Annotated in this window: 8 protein-coding genes and 1 pseudogene; 3 read left to right on the top strand and 6 right to left on the bottom strand. The window is 39.8% G+C overall.

Annotated elements, in window-relative coordinates; all coding sequences use genetic code 11:
* Window positions 1-259: 259 nt before the first annotated feature.
* From ACFE90_RS22205 to ACFE90_RS22185, 5 genes are all read right to left on the bottom strand, one after another.
* Window positions 260-2,464, bottom strand: coding sequence for a GumC family protein (locus ACFE90_RS22205; protein ID WP_375504362.1), 2,205 nt, complete (start codon window positions 2,462-2,464; stop codon window positions 260-262).
* A gap of 540 nt (window positions 2,465-3,004) precedes the next feature.
* Complete coding sequence (locus ACFE90_RS22200; RefSeq protein WP_375504360.1) at window positions 3,005-4,228, bottom strand: O-antigen ligase family protein; 1,224 nt, start codon at window positions 4,226-4,228, stop codon at window positions 3,005-3,007.
* Between the two features lie 155 nt (window positions 4,229-4,383).
* Window positions 4,384-5,472, bottom strand: coding sequence for a glycosyltransferase family 4 protein (locus ACFE90_RS22195; protein ID WP_375504358.1), 1,089 nt, complete (start codon window positions 5,470-5,472; stop codon window positions 4,384-4,386).
* A gap of 84 nt (window positions 5,473-5,556) precedes the next feature.
* Window positions 5,557-6,945 carry an oligosaccharide flippase family protein gene (locus tag ACFE90_RS22190; protein WP_375504356.1) on the bottom strand — a complete coding sequence of 463 codons (1,389 nt, stop codon included), beginning with the start codon at window positions 6,943-6,945 and terminating at the stop codon, window positions 5,557-5,559.
* A 306-nt stretch (window positions 6,946-7,251) separates the two neighbouring features.
* A complete protein-coding gene (locus tag ACFE90_RS22185; protein WP_375504354.1) occupies window positions 7,252-8,694 on the bottom strand; it encodes a sugar transferase in 1,443 nt (480 codons plus the stop codon).
* A 1,282-nt stretch (window positions 8,695-9,976) separates the two neighbouring features.
* On the opposite strand from ACFE90_RS22185, the gene ACFE90_RS22180 reads away from it, so the two are divergent.
* Window positions 9,977-15,940 (top strand): amino acid adenylation domain-containing protein, encoded by a 5,964-nt coding sequence (locus ACFE90_RS22180; protein WP_375504352.1) that lies wholly within the window; start codon window positions 9,977-9,979, stop codon window positions 15,938-15,940.
* Window positions 15,941-16,238: 298 nt separating this feature from the next.
* Complete coding sequence (locus ACFE90_RS22175) at window positions 16,239-17,420, top strand: aldo/keto reductase (RefSeq protein ID WP_375504350.1); 1,182 nt, start codon at window positions 16,239-16,241, stop codon at window positions 17,418-17,420.
* Window positions 17,421-17,675: 255 nt separating this feature from the next.
* Here the strand turns inward: ACFE90_RS22175 and ACFE90_RS22170 are convergent, their stop codons facing one another.
* Window positions 17,676-19,004, bottom strand: a complete 1,329-nt coding sequence (locus ACFE90_RS22170) for a hemolysin family protein (RefSeq protein WP_375504348.1) — start codon at window positions 19,002-19,004, stop codon at window positions 17,676-17,678.
* A gap of 240 nt (window positions 19,005-19,244) precedes the next feature.
* Here ACFE90_RS22170 and ACFE90_RS22165 point away from each other — a divergent pair.
* A pseudogene (locus ACFE90_RS22165) lies at window positions 19,245-19,662 on the top strand (transcription-repair coupling factor); the annotation flags it as partial.

Raw genomic sequence — 19,662 nt, 5'->3', positions numbered from 1 at the left:
GGAAATGACCCCTGACTCCTGCGGTGGAATGAAGGTGGGAACATGGGTCTGAGTCCCCCACTTCTGTTCAGTGGTTCTTGTTCAGGTGGGGTCGAATCCCCCTTTCTGTTCCTTCTCCCCTGCTCCCTACTCCCTTGCCTCTTTTTCAATATTTTTCTCCCAGCAAGAAATGCTCCTTACTGCCCTGCCTCTTCAGCCACATGAATTAGGATCATGGTTTATTAATATGTATTGGAGTAGTTCCTAACCTTTGAAAGTTTTATTTTTTTGCAAGTTTCTGAAATTCCTTTGCCAACTTTGTTGGTTTAAAATATTCGTGATCGTGATATAAATAACTACTAGATTCATTTTTATCAATGATTCCATTCACGACTAAGCCTAGTACGTTGTAATTAGATCTTTCTAACATCTCTTGAGCAGCGTTAGCACTGTTAGAATCAATTACCCCAGGTCGAGCTACTAACAAAATCCCGTCAGTCATTTGGCTTAAAGTCAAAGCATCGGCTGCTAAAAGGAGGGGAGGAGCATCAATAATTACAAAATCATAGTTATGTTGAGATGAAAAATTTTCAATTAATGATGCCATCCGTTTAGAGTCAAGCAAAGCCAGTGGGTTGGGAGGTCTAACCCCAGCAGTTAAAACATCAAGATTATCCATTACCCTAGATACAGTAACGTCAAATTCAGCCTGACCTACAAGAACCTCACTTAAACCAACTGCATTGGTTAGCTGCCAAAGATGATGCTGAGAAGGAATTCGCATATCTGCATCAATTAATAAAACTTTACGCCCTAGTTGAGCGATTGCTGCTGCCAAATTAGCTGAAACTGTAGACTTGCCTTCTTTAGGAACTGCGCTGGTTACCACAATAGTTCTGAGCACTTTATCTGAACTCAGGAATTTCAGGTTGGCTTGAATCATGCGGTACATTTCGCTAGTTAAAGAGTAAGGCGTATCTCTAACAGCAATTTTTGGTTCTACATTTGAATCACGAAAGCGAACCTTTTTAACAGATAAAGGAATAATTCCCAGCAACGTATATCTAAATACATCTCTGACTTCCTTAAGCGTTTTTAATGATCTATCTCTCATGCTTAGGAAGAGAACAGTTGTAGTAGCCAAAAATAAACCGAACATCACTCCTAGCAATAAAACGATAATTTTTTTGCCTATTACTGGCTTGTTTGGCACTGAAGCCGGAGCAATAATCCGCGAACTGGCTGTATTTGTATTCTCAACTAACTGTAATTCTTGTACCTTTTTCAAGAGAGTTTGATATGTGGATTCTGCAACTTCAACTTTCCGTTCTAACTCCCGCTGATTTTGTGCTAACTGGGGTATGATTTTCACTCGCTGCTCATAGGCAAAACGGGAATTAGACAGAGATGAGAGTCTTTTAGCTAAACCAAAGCGCTGTACTTCTGACTGCAGAAAACTTTGAATCAAGTTTTGTCTAAGGTCTCCAATCTGCAATAGTCTCTGCGGAATTTGTGTTTGATTACCAACAGTCTGACCAATTTGCTGTTGCAGGAGCGATTTTAAGCTAGCTTTCTTTGCTTCTAAGTTAATAATTACGGGATTGTCATCTAAAAAACGGCTACGCTCTATCGCTAGCTGTCGGTCAGTATCTTGAAGTTGTGTAAGAACTCCCTGTACTGCGGGTGACTGACTGAGGGCACTCACAGCGATCGCTTCCTGAGAATTTAGTTCTACTTTCTGCCGCAGTTCATTGGTTTGGGCGTTTACCTCATCCAGTTGAGCCTTAACAGTATTCATCTCATTGTCTAGATTTCCAATAGTTGCAACAGCTGACCTTGTCTCCTCTGATAAATCTGCTATCTGATGCTTCTGTTTAAATATACGTAGCGCTACTTCTGCATTATTAACAGCCTCTTGAGTTTTAGGAAGCTGCTTGGCCATAAATTGGCGAGTTGCTGCTGCCTCAGAGCGATTTGTTAAAATATCATTTTCTAAATAAAGATTCATGATTGTGTTGACTACTGCCGCTGATTGTTCGGGATCATGGCTGGTATAGCTAATTCGCAGTACATCTGTGCCGTTAATAACCTTCATGATCACGGCTTTCCGTAATTGGTCTACCTCTATAGGTTTACCTTCTTTGTCTTTAAGCCCTAGTTTGTCTATTGTTCGCTGCAATAGAGTAGGTGAAGAAATAACTTCTATTTGAGTGTTTATAGGATTTTGAGTTGCTAGCAGGGATTTTAAATCTCCTGCATCTCCTCCTTCAGTGTTAGTAGGCAAAAGATTGGAGCCTACTACTTTAAAAGAAGGAATTCTAAATAACAGTTTTCCTTCGGCTTCATAGGATGGCTTCATAAATTGTGTAGCTATAGCACTGAGCATAACTGTAGCTGCAAATATCGCAGTTGCAGGTAGCCACCATCGTTTTAATATCAATAAGTAACGACTAACATCTAAATCGATAGATTCTCTAGATTCCATAGATTTTTCTGACATAAATCTTCAAAAGTACAGGTTTTAAGCAAAAAACTAAAAATTGCCTTACTTAGAGAATGCACAAACCACTGCAACTGACAAAACTGATGCGATTTGACAATATGACAATAGTATAGACTATATTAAGTTACAAATTTAGTTCCTTCCGAAATTTAAAGTAACTACTAGCTTGGCAAAATTTTATCATCAGCCTCTAACAGTTTCGGAGCTTGATATTGCCACTCAAGGAGCTTCTCCATTCTGCGTTGTCCCTCGGCTTCTATATCAGAAGATAATCAATTCTCTCTGGTTCAGCCATGACAGTTTGTCATAACCAAAAATACCACTTTGTAGGAGTAACCTAAAACTTAATGTGATAATCTTAAGATTATTAGTTCGACACATTATGTAATTTTTGAATACTTGGTCTATCGTTTGATTAATATATCAGCGAAAGAATCATAACTTAAGGTTTGATTGATTTTACCAGATTTAAAACGCTCCCTAGCTTTTTATTGAGTTCCAGTAAGCTTATTGATTTTCTTGTTACAAATTTGAGCGTGTAGAAAGTTTGCTTGATAATATTGCTGATACATAAAGTATCCATTCCAGGCTATTTTGCTCTAATAATGTAGTTTCAGTTAAATTTGAAAGAATAATATAGGTAAGATAAACTAAAAGCCATAAATTTTCAGATGTTTGATTCCATCGGATTAAATATATTCCTCTTAAAAAATTAATTACTAACCCAATTAGAAAAATCAAAACTCCTAATAGACCCAACGCTAGCCAGAGATCCAAAAAACCATTGTGAGCATTAGGAGCATTCCATTCTACGGTTTGTATAATAATAGAAGACTCACCCTTATCTCCCCAGAATGCTCCATAGCCATATCCCAGCCACGGTTTTTTGGCAATCATCTGCAACACAGCAGGCCACAATTCTGCACGTCCAGTGAGTGTTGTATCCTTACCTACTGAGCCTAGAATTGTATCAGCATGTGAGATAAACCAGGTGTACAAAGCTATACCAAATGTTAACATAAAAGTTACAATAGGTATCATTACTTTATACTTTAAGTTTAAAATTCGATAACATATAATAAAAGTACCTGTAATGATTATAAAATTACCTAGAGATGTTGTTGATTTTGATAATATTACAAGTAATCCAGAAGTAATATAGCCAAACCATAAAACCAAGCGATTTTTTTGAGTAGTCATGGCAAGGGAGAAAAATACTGCTCCACTAAGTACAAATCTCTTGCCAAGAACATTTTTGGTTGGGAATATTCCTCGCCAAGTATTTCCATCAATACCGCCTGAAAAACCATATTTTGGAATCAATATAACAAATACAAAACACATTACTGCTGAAATGCCAAGCATGTATGCACACAACTTCAGTTGCTGATTAGCGGTGTAGCGCGAAGCTAAATAAAGTCCAAAAATACTTGTTCCTGCTAGAGCAATAGCACGACGTAGAGTAGTGTCTGGATCTAAAGACCAAAAACTAGAAAGTGCACAAACTCCAATCAATATCCAAATAAACTTATCTCTGCTAAAAACGTAAGCAACCTTCTTCCAGCGTAGAGTAATCAAGAAAAGACTAAATATATATGTAAAAGTATAAAGGAGTCGAAATATAATTCTATCACCCTGTTTTACAGTATAGCCATCCGTTAGAAAAGCATCTAGTGGAGTTCCTGAGTAGATCATCAAGCAAGCGAATGTAAGTATTTGTTCAGCAGATATTAAAAATTTTCTCATTTTTTATAATATGTATTATCATGTATACATATAGAAAATATATTAAGCAAGCCAGTCCTTATTGGTTGCTAGTATCAGTTGATTTTGGCAAATACTTTGTTTCTTAAATTTCTAATTATTATGTTTGTTAAATGCCATGTAATGAGTCAGCGCTTTTAATGTCTCATTTTTATGGTTTTTTGATAAACTTCCACAGTTTGAGCCGCAATATTTGACCAATTTAAATCTTGCTGACAACGAGCTAGTGCCGCACTTTGCATACGTTGTTGCAAGTCGCGATCACTTAATAAACAAATTATGGCATCAGCTAGGGATCGAACATCACAAGGAGGAACTAACAACCCATCTTTTTTATGCTGAACTATCTCATTCAATCCCCCTACCTCAGAGGCTACAACTAATGTTCCCATTCCATAAGATAAGGCTGCTACACCACTCTGAGAAGCTTCTATGTATGGCAGAACTGTAACTGTGCTGCGTTGAAATAGATTACTTACTTCTTCAAGGGGTATAAAGTCATTGATAATCTCGTAGCGTTTCTCATCATAGCCATTAGGGAAATATTGTTTTATGTTTTCTCCCCGTCCAGCAATAATCAGCTTAATTTCAGGTACACGTTCAGCAATTAAAGGCATAGCTTCAAGCAAATATTTCAATCCTTTATAGGGCCAGATGCGTCCAAAAAATAGCAATGTATTTGGATCACGAGGCTGACTCAAGTGATTACCTCGGCGCTGATACAAACTACCAAGTTCCCCATGCGGTATAACATTAACTCGCTCTTGAGGTAAACTAAATTGTTCAATTAGAATTTTTTTTAGTTGATGAGTATGGACAATCAATTGTTGGGAACGGTAGAAGGCAATACGCCTGGTATACTCTGAACCGAATACAGCCATACTATCCCCTGGGTGACGGAATATATCGTGGATAGTTGTCACCAATGGTGGCATCTTGTTGAGTAACAAAGTCCAATCGTACCAAGGATCGTTAGTTTCTTGCACATGTAAAACATCTGGCTGTATGTCTTTGATGATACGCATCATAGTGCCCATAGACACTAGGTTACGCGGGTCGCGAATCCGTGGTTTTTTAAAGCTAATGACGCGGATACTGGAATCAAGAACATTGATACAGACATTCTCCGGATGAATTAGCGTTAAATCAACATATTTAACCAGACTGTTTGCTAATTCGATGGTGTAGTCTTCAAAGCCAAAATGTAATAACGCAAGTTTAATCATAATTAAGATTATATTATCACTTAAATTATTTATTCAACAAATCTGGATGCCTGATTGGTGGAATTTTATTTTAAACAACTACTGCTATCTTAAAAGTTTTATCCACAAAAAACGAAACCCGCCAAACGCACTAATCCATAGAAAAATCACAAATAAAACATAGGCACAAGTTGCAATAAGTAGAGTAAATATAAAGTCCAAGCTAATTTTTTGCAATAACACGAATATAGGTAGCATCATAATGCTTATAATTAACGGTCGGCGCATAATTTGCCATAAATCTAATGAAAAAAGGCGAGTATAGGTGAAATAAATAAACTGGCTAAAACCAAGAATAGTCATTAATAATGCCATTAAAGCTGCACCTAGTAACTGATATTGCGAAACTAATGCCACACCTCCCAAGCTTCCTAATGTAGTGGTAATAACCACTTCACGCAGGTTAACTATCTCGAAACCATTGGCTACAAGTAGATAGGAGAGTGAGCGGGTAAAGGGCAGAAAAAAAAGTGATATAGCAATTAAACGAAGGGCTAGATTTGCTTGAGCAAAGCTAGAATCATAGATAAAAATTAGTATATCTTTACCAAAAAATAACATTCCCATAAATAAGGGTAATGCCATGATTAATAAAATTTCAATAATATTTTCCGTGATCTGTTTCTGCTTGTCTCGTCCTTGATCTACTACTTTTGAGAGTCTCGGAAACATTGCTACAGTTACACTGTTGGCAATAATTAAAAATGGTTGTAGCAGTTGTACTATTGCACCGAAAAGACCTACTAAAAACTCATTACCTAACAATGAAAGAATCAAGATTTCAATTCTACTACTTACTACAGCTATTGCTTCAATAGCAAAAAATGTTTTTACACTTTTAATTGTATTCCATACAAAATCTTTATCAATTTGCCATTCTATTTTGACGAAGTGTGTGATGAAAATCCATTCAATTAAGAGAATTAATGTTTCCGAACAAAATAGTATCCCTCCCAGACTTTCAATTCCGTACTTTAGGTGCATCGCCCAAATCATTATTATTAGACGTAGTACATATACTGGGACTGTAGCAATGGCAATCAAATGCATCTTTTCTTTAGCTTGAAAAATTGCCTCTGTTACGTTGGAAAGTGCAAAGGGAATTATCGTTAAGCCCATTATGTAGCAAAGAGTCGAGGTTTTGGAACTATAGGGAAGTAAAAATACTACAATCACCAATGCCCCATAACTGAGCAGACTAAATATTAACTGCAAGCAGGTACCACTCATCAAATAAACTGATGTTTTTTGTGGTTCACGGGCTAGTTCTCTTGTAAATAATATCTTTAGTCCCTGTGAAGCAATGCCCACAAAAATAAAGTAGTAGCTATAGGCTAGTAGATACTGGCCTATAGCTTCAGCTCCTAGATTACGAGCAATAGCAGCGGTTAATACAAAAGCTGTTATGCTTTGCGCTAACCGATTGACTATCATTGAGAGGGAATTACTTATGAATTTGTACTTTTCTACCATTCTTAAATTATTAATTCACCTTAATTCGCTCATTTTGAATTGCCAATACCTATATACCTCATAACCTCATTTTTTGGGATATATCGTTTAGAAGCTTGAGTAGTAAACGCAAAACCTTTTATCGTCTTTAAGTAGGTAGTTACTCAGCAAACTAGACAATCTGAATTTAATGCCTCAGAAACAGAAGCTCCACCGAAAACTGCAATAATTATATCAATATGTAAATACTATAATTATTGCAGTCCACTATAATTTTGTTTTATAATCTTAGTAAGCACCTTCTTTTTTCAAAACTACCATAACTGTTTTGAGGAGAATTTCAAAGTCTAACCGAAGCGACCAATTTTCGATGTAGTTAAGATCAAGATTTATCACTTGTTCAAAGTCTAAAATGTCCGAGCGACCTGAGACTTGCCAAAGACCTGTAATACCAGGTAAAACTTCATGGCGAATAAAATGATGTTCAGAAAACTTATCTACATCTCTAATAGGTAAAGGTCGAGGACCTACTATACTCATTTCTCCAAGGATAACGTTAAAAAGTTGGGGTAATTCGTCTAAGCTATAACGTCGAAGGAATTTTCCAACACGGGTAATGCGAGGATCATCTTTAATTTTAAAGATAATCCCATCTTTCGTTTCATTTAATGCTTCTAATTCTTTTTGGAATTTTTCTGCATCAGACCTCATAGTTCTGAATTTCCATACTTTAAACTGTTGCCCATGTAAACCTATACGGGTTTGTTTGTAAAATACTGTGCCAGGAGAGTCCAGTTTGATAGCTATAGCTATAGCTATATAAATAGGGAATGATAACATTACAAATAAAGTCGCAAAGCAAAAATCACAACTGCGCTTTATCCAAAAATCTTTCCCTGTAATTATTGGACAATCCAAACTCAGACAAGGCATTCCCCCTATTTTATTAAATTCTATGTTTTTATAAATTGGTTTTAATTCCATCGGCAAAATATGTACTTGGATGCCAGATGCTTGAAATAACCAGCATAAAAACATTCTATTTTTGAGAGCATCCCAAGATATAAAAACTTCTGTTACACCTAATTCATTAAGTTGATTCAATGTTTTTTGACGTTGAGATCTATCTAATGAATTAGCTTTAGCAGTTCCAGATACAATATAATGCTTTTCTTTTTTTATAAAGCTAGCTATCAGTTCATGGTCTTGAGAATCGCAAATAATGAAGACAGAAGAACGAACTATTTTTTTCTGTTTACGCAGATATTCAAGCGTAATATTTATAGCATATCTACCAGTACAAATAAACAATATACTTAGCAACCAAGATAACAATATTAATCTTGGGCGTGTAATATCAATGACTGGCTGATATAAAAGACAAACTAAGAGAATTAATCCATGAGCAAAAGTTAACGATTTTATAATATTGAAATAGTCATAGCGTTTTTGACCTTCTCGATAAATACCCTCGATAGCTAATGAACCTATTTGAATAGCAATAGTTATTAGAATAGGCAAATAATAACTCTGTATATACGAAGTCAAATGCCCATAAGAAGATTGATATCCAGCTATAATCCAAGCCAAGGATAAAAGAGTATAGTCTACTAAAAACAATGTTGTTAATCTCAACCACCACGAACCCTTGCGTACCCTGGCAAATGAAGATGCACGTAAATCTAAAGGCACTTCATTGAATTTACTTGTTGTAATGCTTTGATTACTCATAGTTATAAAGACTTGGTGTAGTTAAAATTCGATGGAAGCTTATATTAACGCTGTGGGAAATCTCATATTTTTCTTTCAAAGAAACCTGGACTTTATAGCTTACTAATTAACCATTTTTCTTTGCACTAACTTTAAATTTAAATTCTTGATCAAAAGTATCTTCCAGGGTCGGTTGAGCGCAATTACTACCCAGATACCTAGCTTTTATTGCAGGATAAAATCCAGTTTAGCCTGGAAATTTTGAGCTTTAGATGCCAAAACAAAGATTTTTTGGTGAGTGTTAACTTAATAGCAGAATAAAATCCCTGACGTAAATAATCAAGTAGGTCAGGTAATCAAGGAGCTCAGATAAAAAGATTAGAAAGGATTTTTAAGGTGCGTAAGAGTTGAACTGAGTTACTACAGTCCATTGCAGATTTTCACTTCTATTAGGCAATGATATGCCTTCGGAAATTACTGTAGCATGTTTAGCTAGACTAATTCAGCTTTGCTTAGAAGTTGTCTGTTTCTTTACGCATAATTACTGATTAACAAAACTTACACCACATAAGATATAACAAAATGCATCAAAAATTTGATTATCGTTACAAAAATTTACATAACTCCCTGTGATGGTTGAGCTTGAGTAAGTTTCATGGGCATCTTTAGAGAATTGGTCATAAAGTAATATCAACAGTGGTTGATATCTGTTGAGTCTTGTCATATCTGCATTATAAACATTTTTACCTACTGACAGAGAATCAATTCTTTGGCTTTACAGTATTTTTACATTTGAATAAACACAATGAAGATTAGGTAATAATTGTTTTTTCTTTTAGCAAATTTTAGTATAAAAAGATAAAGTCTTTTCAGTCATTGTCTTTGAACCATATAGAGCAGTTATACAAAAAAGCATTTGTAAAGTAAACAAAAATCTTGAAATTAAATGCTTGTCCCTAACTTGACCTCAATAATGTAATCAAGCAATTTTTTTTAATTTAAATGGGTTTTAAAGTTTTAATTAGGAATAAAACATTTGGTAAAATTTTGGCAATTATTATGTTTAATAAAAATTGATTAGCTATGTTTTTAAGTATTAATTATGTTTGAAGATGCATATAATTAGCCTGGGTACTGCAAATCAGAAGCATTTCGCGCACCGGACTGCCCTTAAGCCTGGCTAGGCTTCTATCCTGAGGGCATTTATTAATGTGCAGACTCACAGATAATTTTGTATAAAAACATTTACAATAAATAATAAATTAAAATAATCGCATTTGTTGATGGAGTTGATATATAAAAAATGCAGAGAAATAGCCAGACTCCAGAGTATAAGCAAAATATTCCGTTAAATACCTTAACTCACATCATCGGCACTCAAGTTCTAGAGGCATGTAATAACACTCAAATAGTTGATCACAATCTGTGCATCCATCAGATGTTTGAGATGCAGGTAGAGCGATCGCCTCAAGCAATTGCTGTAGTGTTTGAAGATATACAACTTACTTGTCAACAGTTAAATAAGCGGGCGAATCAACTAGCGCACTACCTACGTACTTTGGGAGTTGGACCTGAAGTACTTGTGGGAATTTGTGTGGAGCGCTCCTTGGAGATGATCGTAGGAATACTGGCTATTCTCAAAGCTGGAGGCGCTTATGTGCCTTTAGATCCGGCATATCCTCCAGAGCGTTTAGCCTTCATCTTATCAGATACCCAGACACCAGTATTGTTGACCCAAGAAAAATTGGTTAAGAACCTACCACCGCATCAGGCACAAGTGGTTTGTCTAGACTCAAACTGGCAAGGTAACATCCAAAACAATCAAGAAAATCCTGTAAATCAAACGACGGCTGATAACTTGATCTATGTAATCTACACATCTGGTTCTACAGGACAGCCCAAAGGTGTAATGATCCCCCATCGTGGTATCTGCAATCAACTATACTGGCGGCAAACAAACTTTAGATTAACTCAAGCAGATAAAGTTTTACTGACTATTTCTTTTAGCTTCGACCCCTCAGTGTGGCAAATATTCTGGCCATTGTGCTTTGGGGGGCAATTGATCTTGGCTCGCCCTGGTGGACAGCAAGATACTGCTTACCTTGTGAAGGTGATTATTGACCAGCAAATCACTGTTTTGGCCTTAGTACCTTCTATACTGCGTGTCTTACTGGAAGAGAAGGGAATTGAGAATTGCCGATTTCTTAAGCATATTACCTGCGGTGGTGAAGCTTTACCCAGCGAACTAATAGAACGCTTCTTTGCCCAACTGAATTTGGATAATGTTTTCCATAATTGCTATGGCCCGACAGAAGCTTCCATTGATGCCACTTTCTGGACTTGTCAGCGCGGCAATAATTATACCATTGCTCCCATTGGTCGTCCCATTACTAATGCAGAGATTTACATCCTTGATGAAAATTTGCAGCCTGTGGCTGTTGGTGAATCAGGTGAACTGCACATTGGCGGTATTGGTCTAGCGCGAGGCTATCTTAACCGTCCAGAATTAACCACAGAGAAGTTCATTTTCAACCCTTTTAGCTATGAAGTTGGAGCACGTCTTTACAAAACTGGGGATTTGGCACGTTTTCTACCAGATGGTAATATCGAGTTCCTTGGTCGTATTGACTACCAAGTAAAAATTCGTGGCTTCCGAATTGAATTGGGAGAAATTGAAGCGATATTAAGACAACATCCGGCACTGACACAGACTCTAGTCATAGCTAGAGAGGATATTCCTGGTGACAAGCAACTCGTAGCATATATTGTTGCTAATCCAGAGCAAATTCCTGGTCAGGTTGAATTGCGTCGCTTTTTGCAAGGTCGGTTGCCTGAATATATGGTACCCGCCTCTTTTGTATTTTTAGACAACCTGCCATTAAATCCCAACGGCAAAATAGACCGCCGCGCTTTACCTGCACCGCATACATCTGATCTTGCTCTGTCAACTAACTTTGTCCCACCCCAAAATGCTACAGAAGAAGTCTTAGCTAGCATCTGGGTAAAAGTTTTGCGTTTGGAACAAGTAGGCATTTACGACAATTTTTTTGAATTGGGAGGCCATTCACTGCTGGCGACTCAAGTCATGTCTAGGGTTCGCCAAGCCTTTCAGATAGAAATGCCGTTGCAAATCCTATTTGAGAATCCAACGATCGCTAGTTTAGCTGAAGCGTTCGCTCAAACCCAGATTCAAGAAAATGATCCTCAAAACCATACAATTCCTTGCATCGCCAACCGCGAGTCAGTCCCTTTATCTTTTGCCCAGCAGCGAGTGTGGTTTTTGGAGCAGTTGGAACCTAACAGCCCAGCTTATATCATCTCCAATGCACTGCGCTTAACGGGCGAGTTCAACGCGAGTATATTGCAACAGGCACTAAATGCGATCGTCATTCATCACGAAGCACTGCGAACAAACTTTATTACATCACCGGATGGTAGCCCCATACAAGTTATTGGCAAGCCTCGGCCTGTTGAACTCAAAATAATTAAAGTAACACAGGAGCAGGTACAATCTCTACTAAATCAAGAGTCGCAACGCCCCTTTAACTTAGAATCTGACTTAATGTTGCGAGCTTGCTTGCTCCAGATAGACGAACAGGAGCAGATACTTCTGTTAGTGATGCACCACATCGCTTCCGATGGCTGGTCAATGGGTATTCTCTGGCAGCAGTTAGCATCCCTTTATGAAGCCTTATTGAGCGATAAGCCTTCTCCCCTGGCAAAATTACCCATTCAGTATGCCGATTTTGCTGTCTGGCAGCATCAATGGCTATCTGGTGAAGTCCTTTCCAGTCAAATAAACTACTGGAAAACCCAGTTAGCAGGTGCTAATACTGTACTGGAATTGCCTACCGACCGACCACGGCCACCAGTGCAAACTTACCAGGGGGCGGCTCAATCCCTCGTGCTACCGCAGACTCTGAGTGCATCGCTCATTGAACTCTCGCGTCAGGAAGGTGTCACCCTATTTATGACTTTGCTGGCGGCCTTTGGGACAATCCTGCACCGTTACAGTGGGCAAGAAGATATTCTCATCGGTTCTCCCATTGCTGGACGTAACCGTTCTGAAATTGAAGGGTTGATCGGATTTTTTATTAATACCGTCGTTTTACGGACTGATTTTTCCGGTAATCCTAGTTTTCGTTCAGTGCTAAATCGAGTTCGCCAGATGGCATTAGGTGCTTATGCCCATCAAGATATGCCTTTCGAGAAATTGGTAGAAGAACTGCAACCAGAGCGAGATACTAGCCGTAACCCACTGTTTCAAGTGTGGTTTAATATGCTCAACTTAAAGGATATCCAACTGGAACTACCTGGGGTGGCTATAGAACCAGTTTCGATGTTAGAAACAGCTTCTAAGTTCGACTTAACTTTGTATGTGACAGAAAAAAATCAGGGAATCCAACTTGATTTAGTTTACAACACTGATCTGTTTTCTTCAGAGCGGATGATGGAAATGCTGCATCAATTTCATCATTTGTTGAATCAAATTATTGCTGCAACGGAATGCCAGATTAGTTTGTATTCTCTTGTGACACCAGGAGCCAGAACTTTGCTACCAGAACCAAGGGCGGTTTTGCCAGAACCTGAGTACGAATTGGTAACAACAATGTTTACCTCTTGGGTAAATCGCACCCCAGAACATTCGGCACTCCGTCAAGGATCTCGCACTTGGAATTATGGGGAATTGGGCAAAAGCGCTCAAGCTTTAGCGGGGGTGATGTTGGATCACGGAGTCCAACGGGGAGATGTTGTAGCCGTATTCGGGACACGAAGCTTTGCACTGATTGCGAGTATGAACGCTGTACTTTTGAGTGGCGGTGTTCTACTGACTCTCGATCCAAAACTTCCTAGCGATACCTACGGTGGGCTACGCCAACGCCACCTGCTCATGCTAAAGGAAGCTAAAGCTAAGTACATATTATATATTGATAGTCAGTTCCCAGAAGATAAAGAAATATACAAATCTTTAACTATCATCTGTGTAAACCCAGACACAGGAGAAGCGATAAATTCCCCGCAAGACAGTAGTAAAGCAATAAACTTGCCTGAAATCACTGCCGATGATCCAGCTTATATTTTCTTTACTTCTGGCACCACTGGTATACCCAAAGGAGTGCTGGGATGCCATAAAGGGATGGCGCATTTTCTCAACTGGCAGAGGCAGACATTTGAAATTGGTCAGCAAGACCGAGTAGCCCAATTGACAGGTCTTTCCTTTGATGTAGTTCTCAGAGACATCTTTTTACCTTTGACTAGTGGTGCAACCCTGTGTTTGCCAGAGGAAGGGCATAACCTAGAACCAACTAAAATTCTGAATTACTTGGAACATGAGCAAATTTCTGTGCTACATACAGTTCCATCGCTGGCGCAATCATGGTTAGCTAATGTGCCGTCAGAAGTCTATCTACGTAACTTACGCTGGTTGTTCTTTGCTGGAGAACCTCTCAAAGAGACACTTGTATATCGGTGGCGCGATGCTTTTCCAGAATCAGGTGAAATTGTCAATCTCTATGGGCCGACAGAGACAACTTTGGCGAAGTGTTATTACAGAATACCTGTGGAGTGTACACCAGGGATACAGCCAGTAGGATTGCCGCTTCCTGAAACCCAAGCACTAGTTTTAACACCAAATAACCAACTGTGTGGCATTGGTGAACCAGGCGAGATAGTTATAAGAACGCCATTTTGCACTTTGGGTTACATAAATGCTCAACAAGAAAACCGCTCTCGGTTTGTCAAAAACCTCTTTCGGAATGACGAACAAGATTGGATTTATTATACAGGCGATCGCGGATGCTATCGTCCAGATGGCTCTCTAGCAATTCTCGGTCGCCGAGATCATCAAGTTAAAATCCGTGGGATACGCATTGAGTTAGAAGAAATTGAGACGGTATTAGCCCAACACCCGCATGTACTCCAAACCGTAGTAATTGCCCGTGAAGATGTTCCTGGCGATCAACGTTTAGTAGCTTACATTATCCCGAATCAAGACTGGGCATCTAAAATTAGTGACATACGGAGCTTCCTTTTGACAAAGCTTCCACAATACATGCTCCCCTCAGCTTTCGTCTTGCTGGACACCATGCCTTTAACCCCCAACGGCAAGGTAGACCGCCGGGCCTTACCTGCACCCGACTTATCAAGGCAAGAATTGGAAGCCACCTTTGTTGCTCCCCGCAATGAAGTGGAACGCGAGCTAACAGAGATTTGGGAACAAACTTTAGGTGTCCAGCCCATTGGCGTCAAGGATAACTTCTTTGAGCTAGGAGGACACTCGATATTAGCGGTAAAACTGTTTTGGCAAATTGAGAAGACATTTAATAAAAATCTGCCTCTTGCCATTCTTTTCCAGTCAGGAACTATAGAGGCTTTAGCCAAAATAATCTGCCAAGAAGATTTAGCAGCAAACAAGACTTTAGTAAATACCTTGGACGAATCAACAACAACTTGGTCATCCTTGGTAGAAATTCAACCCAATGGTTCCAAGCCACCTTTTTTCTGTATTCACGGACTGGGTGGAGAAGTCTTGTGTTTCCGTGAATTGGCACAGCATCTGGGGCCAGACCAACCATTCTACGGACTACAACCACAAGGGCTAGATGGAAAACATCCTTTCCATACACGGGTTGAAGATATGGCAACTCACTACATTCAAGAAATCCAGACCCTTCAGCCCAATGGCCCTTATTATCTGGGAGGTTATTCTTTTGGGGGTGTGGTTGCTTTCGAGATGGCTAGGCAACTCCAAGAGCAAGGCGAACAAGTTGGTATTCTAGTTGTGCTTGATAGTTGTCGTCCAGGTTATAGCTGGCGGGCATCATTTCTCAAGCGATTTTTCTTGCATTTAAATAATATTGTTCAACAAGGGCCAGCCTACCTTTGGCAAAGGGTTGTGAGATGGAGTTATTGGCGTAAGTCTCTGCTCCAAAATACATATAACCGTTACTTGGAAGTGGCATTAGATATACCTATAAGTGACAAACACTTAAAGATTATAGATGCTAACACTCAAGCCGTTAGTGAATATATTTTCCCGGTTTACCCTGGCCGAGTTATCCTCTTGCGAACAGAGGATCAAAATCGGGACGAAGCTATAGGCACACAATACGATCCTCAATTCGGCTGGGGCGAAGTTGTTGCTGGAGGATTAGATATCCATTATGTTCCCGGATCTCACCTTGGCCTACTTAATGAGCCGCATGTACAGGTGTTAGCTAAAACATTGAGAAATTGCTTAATCCAAGCGCAGTCTCTAAAGAATTAAGCTAACTTTTATACGCAGGAGAGCAGGGGGAAAGAGATTCAAATTACCCTGTCACAACGGTTTCAGCAGCCCTAAATTTATTTACCTCTTCTTTGACAACCTTCTACCTTTGCAAGAAAAGTCAACCAATTTTTGATTTTTGATTCAAAGAAACCAAGAGGGTACGGGGCTTGATAGCGCAGCGTAAGGCACCCGACTGGATAATTATTTTTTGGAAATCCTTAATTCTTGTGGCACTGTAGACTTGAATAGCTCTTGTTTTTAGATTTTAAGTTGGCAAGCAATTCACAATCTACTGATGCTATATAGACGATTTGGACGCACAGAATTACAGATGCCAGTGTTTTCCTGCGGTGGCATGAGATATCAGTTCAAATGGGAAGATGTTCCCAATAGTGAAATTCCTGCTGATAACCAGGCGAATTTGGAAGCGACTATTAGAAGGGCAGTTGAGGTTGGGATTAATCATATTGAAACTGCTCGTGGTTATGGCACTTCCGAAATGCAATTAGGGAGAATATTGCCCAAGTTTCCCCGCGAAAAGTTGATTGTCCAGACCAAAATCAGTCCAAAGGCAGATGCGAAAGAATTTCGCGAGACATTTGAACAATCATTGCAAAATCTCCAGCTAGATTATGTTGACCTTTTAGGGTTGCATGGCATCAATCATGCTGAGTCGTTTGATGACAGCATCCGTCCCGGTGGCTGTTTGGAAGTAGCGCAGCAGTTGCAAGCAGAGGGAAAAGTTAGATTTATTGGCTTTTCCACACACGGATCAACAGATATGATTGTGCAGACAATTAATACCAATCTATTTGATTACGTGAATCTGCACTGGTATTATATTAATCAATGGAATTGGGCAGCAATTGAAGCAGCTAAACGCCAGGATATAGGGGTGTTTATTATTAGCCCATCTGATAAAGGAGGTTTGTTATATAAACCACCGCAAAAATTAGTAAATCTTTGCGCCCCTTTGAGTCCAATGGTGTTTAATGATTTGTTTTGTCTGAGTCATCAAGACGTACATACCTTGAGTTTGGGAGCAGCAAAACCACAAGATTTTGATGAACACCTGAAGACTTTAGAATTAGTAGATCGGGCATCAGAAATTTTGCCGCCAATTTTAGCAAGGTTGGAAGAAGAAGCGATCGCTATTTTGGGAGAAGATTGGGTAAAATCCTGGGAAACAAATCTACCAACCTTTGACCAAACCCCTGGTGAGGTAAATATTCGGGTGATTTTGTGGCTGCGAAATTTAGCGACCGCCTACGATCTGGTAGAGTATGCCAAAATGCGTTACAACCTGCTTGGTAATGGCAGCCATTGGTTTCCTGGCAACAAAGCTGATCGCCTAGACGAATTAGACTTGCGGCAATGTCTCGCCCGCAATCCCCACGCCGATAAAATCTCCCAACTTTTGGCACAAGCCCATCAAATGTTAACAGGTGAGGCCGTCCAACGTCTATCGAAGACTTGACAAATTGCATAAATAAAGCATTGGGTATGGTGCATAGTAAATAGTAAACAATAATTATCAATGCCCAATCCCCAATCCCCAATGCTCAATAAGCTTTTTGACTTTTGACTTTTGAGAGCCAGTTGCTTCAAGTCGGCAAAGCCGGACGCCAGTCGCTCATGGGGGAAACCCCCATCGCCCTTGGCGTCTCCCCTTGGGAGAAGACCGCGCTGGCTCCCCAACGCACCGACTCCTTTTGACTTCCGCCATGCGGTGCTATTCAGATTTTGCCGTATCCGGTGATTTACTCCCCTTTGGTACGACTAGCACCTTATCAACGCGGTTACCATCCATATCCATGACTTCAATTCGCATACTTTGCCACTCAAAATAATCTGCTGCGGCAGGAATACGGCCTAAATGGGTGATCACAAAACCACCTAAGGTTTGATAACTGCCGCTTTCCTCGGATTTCCACTCTTCCATACCGAAAAGTTCCAAAAACTCCTCTACAGGCAACATCCCATCCAAAAGCCAGGAACCGTCCTCGCGTTGCACGGCTTGTGGTTGATCTTGTCCATCTGTTGAAGGAACATCACCCACGATTTCGCTCATGATGTCGTTGAGAGTGACTAATCCTTGAATCACGCCATATTCATCGACTACTAACGCCATGTGAGTGATCGTTTGCTTAAATAATTCCAAAACTTTTAAACCACGGGTGCTTTCTGGCACAAATACGGGCTGCCGCAATCCTACTGTTAAATCTAGCGATTCTCCTCGGAAACTCCTGGCTAATAAGTCGGTAACTGGCATAACACCCAGCACATTGTCAAGTCCTCCCTGACAAACTGGATACCGAGAATAGGCACTATCAACCATTTTTTGGCGATTTTCTTCGGCAGTATCATCCAAGTCTAGCCAGACAATATCTGGACGGGGTGTCATTAAGTAGCTGACAGGGCGATCGCCTAAACGAAAAACTCGCTCCACCATATCCTGTTCGGCTTCCTCAAAGGTTCCTGCCTCAGTGCCTTGCTCGATTAAGATTTTAATTTCTTCTTCGGTGACTTGCGGCTCGGTAGAAGCTGTAATTCCCAATAATCGCAGGATCAAATCGGTAGAAGCGCTTAAGAGAAAGACTACAGGAGAAGCGATCGCCGCCAAGGCTTGCATAGGAATCGCTACAATCGATGCAATCCTTTCTGGGTTGTTTAATGCCAAACGCTTCGGTACCAATTCGCCAACAATCAGTGACAAATAGGTAATGAGCAAAACCACTATTCCGAAAGATAGCGGTTCACTATAAGGTGCTAACAAGGGCACAAGTTTTACATAGATTGCCAGTCGGTTGGCAATTGTTGCCCCTCCAAAAGCACCAGTCAGGATACCAATCAGGGAAATACCTACTTGGACGGTTGACAGAAAATGATTTGGAGATTCAGCTAGTTTCAATGCTGCCTTTGCCTTGGCATCTCCTTGATTGGCAAGCTGTTGTAGCCTAACTTTCCGTGCCGAGACAATCGCCATCTCAGACATAGAAAACACGCCGTTGGCAATAATTAGCACCAAAATGATTAAAATTTCAAAATTTATGGAGGACATGTTTAAAATTGCCGCTTATCAGAGCGAACGTAGCTCAGTACCTAGTATCTAGTATTAAAGGTGCTTCTATAAATGCTTTTACTGTACACAAAGTAATAGTTATAGTTCTTAAGTTTATTCGTCGCCAGGCATTATTCTTCCATCGAAAGAATAAGAAGGCTGTTAACACTTTTAAAATAGTTGAGATAAACTGCCTCAAGATTTTCTGATCCACAAAGACTCCCACCGCTAGTAGTACTTATGTCATTTTCTTCTATTGTGCGTGCCTTAGCGCGATCGCCGCTCACCACTGAATTTATTTCTAAGCTAAACCGACAACACGAATTGCGGTTAAATGGCGTTCCTCGACTACCCAAGGGTTTGGTGGCTTCGGCATTGGCGCAAGCTACTGGCAAGGATTTGTTTGTGGTTTGTGCCACTCTGGAAGAAGCTGGACGCGTTTACGCACAACTGGAGGCAATGGGATGGCAAACAGTACATTTTTATCCCACCTCCGAGGCTTCTCCCTACGAACCTTTTGACCCGGAAACTGAGATGAGTTGGGGGCAAATGCAGGTATTAGCGGATTTGGTGACTGGGGACTGGGGATTGGGGAAAAATCTTCCCAGTACCCAATCCCCAATACCCAATCCCGGAGCGAAGCGACCAAGAGCGATTG

The sequence above is a fragment of the uncultured Nostoc sp. genome, assembly GCF_964245445.1.
GTDB lineage: Bacteria > Cyanobacteriota > Cyanobacteriia > Cyanobacteriales > Nostocaceae > Nostoc.
Note: the sequence above shows the minus strand (reverse complement) of the source record. Positions and strands in the feature narration are given on the sequence as shown.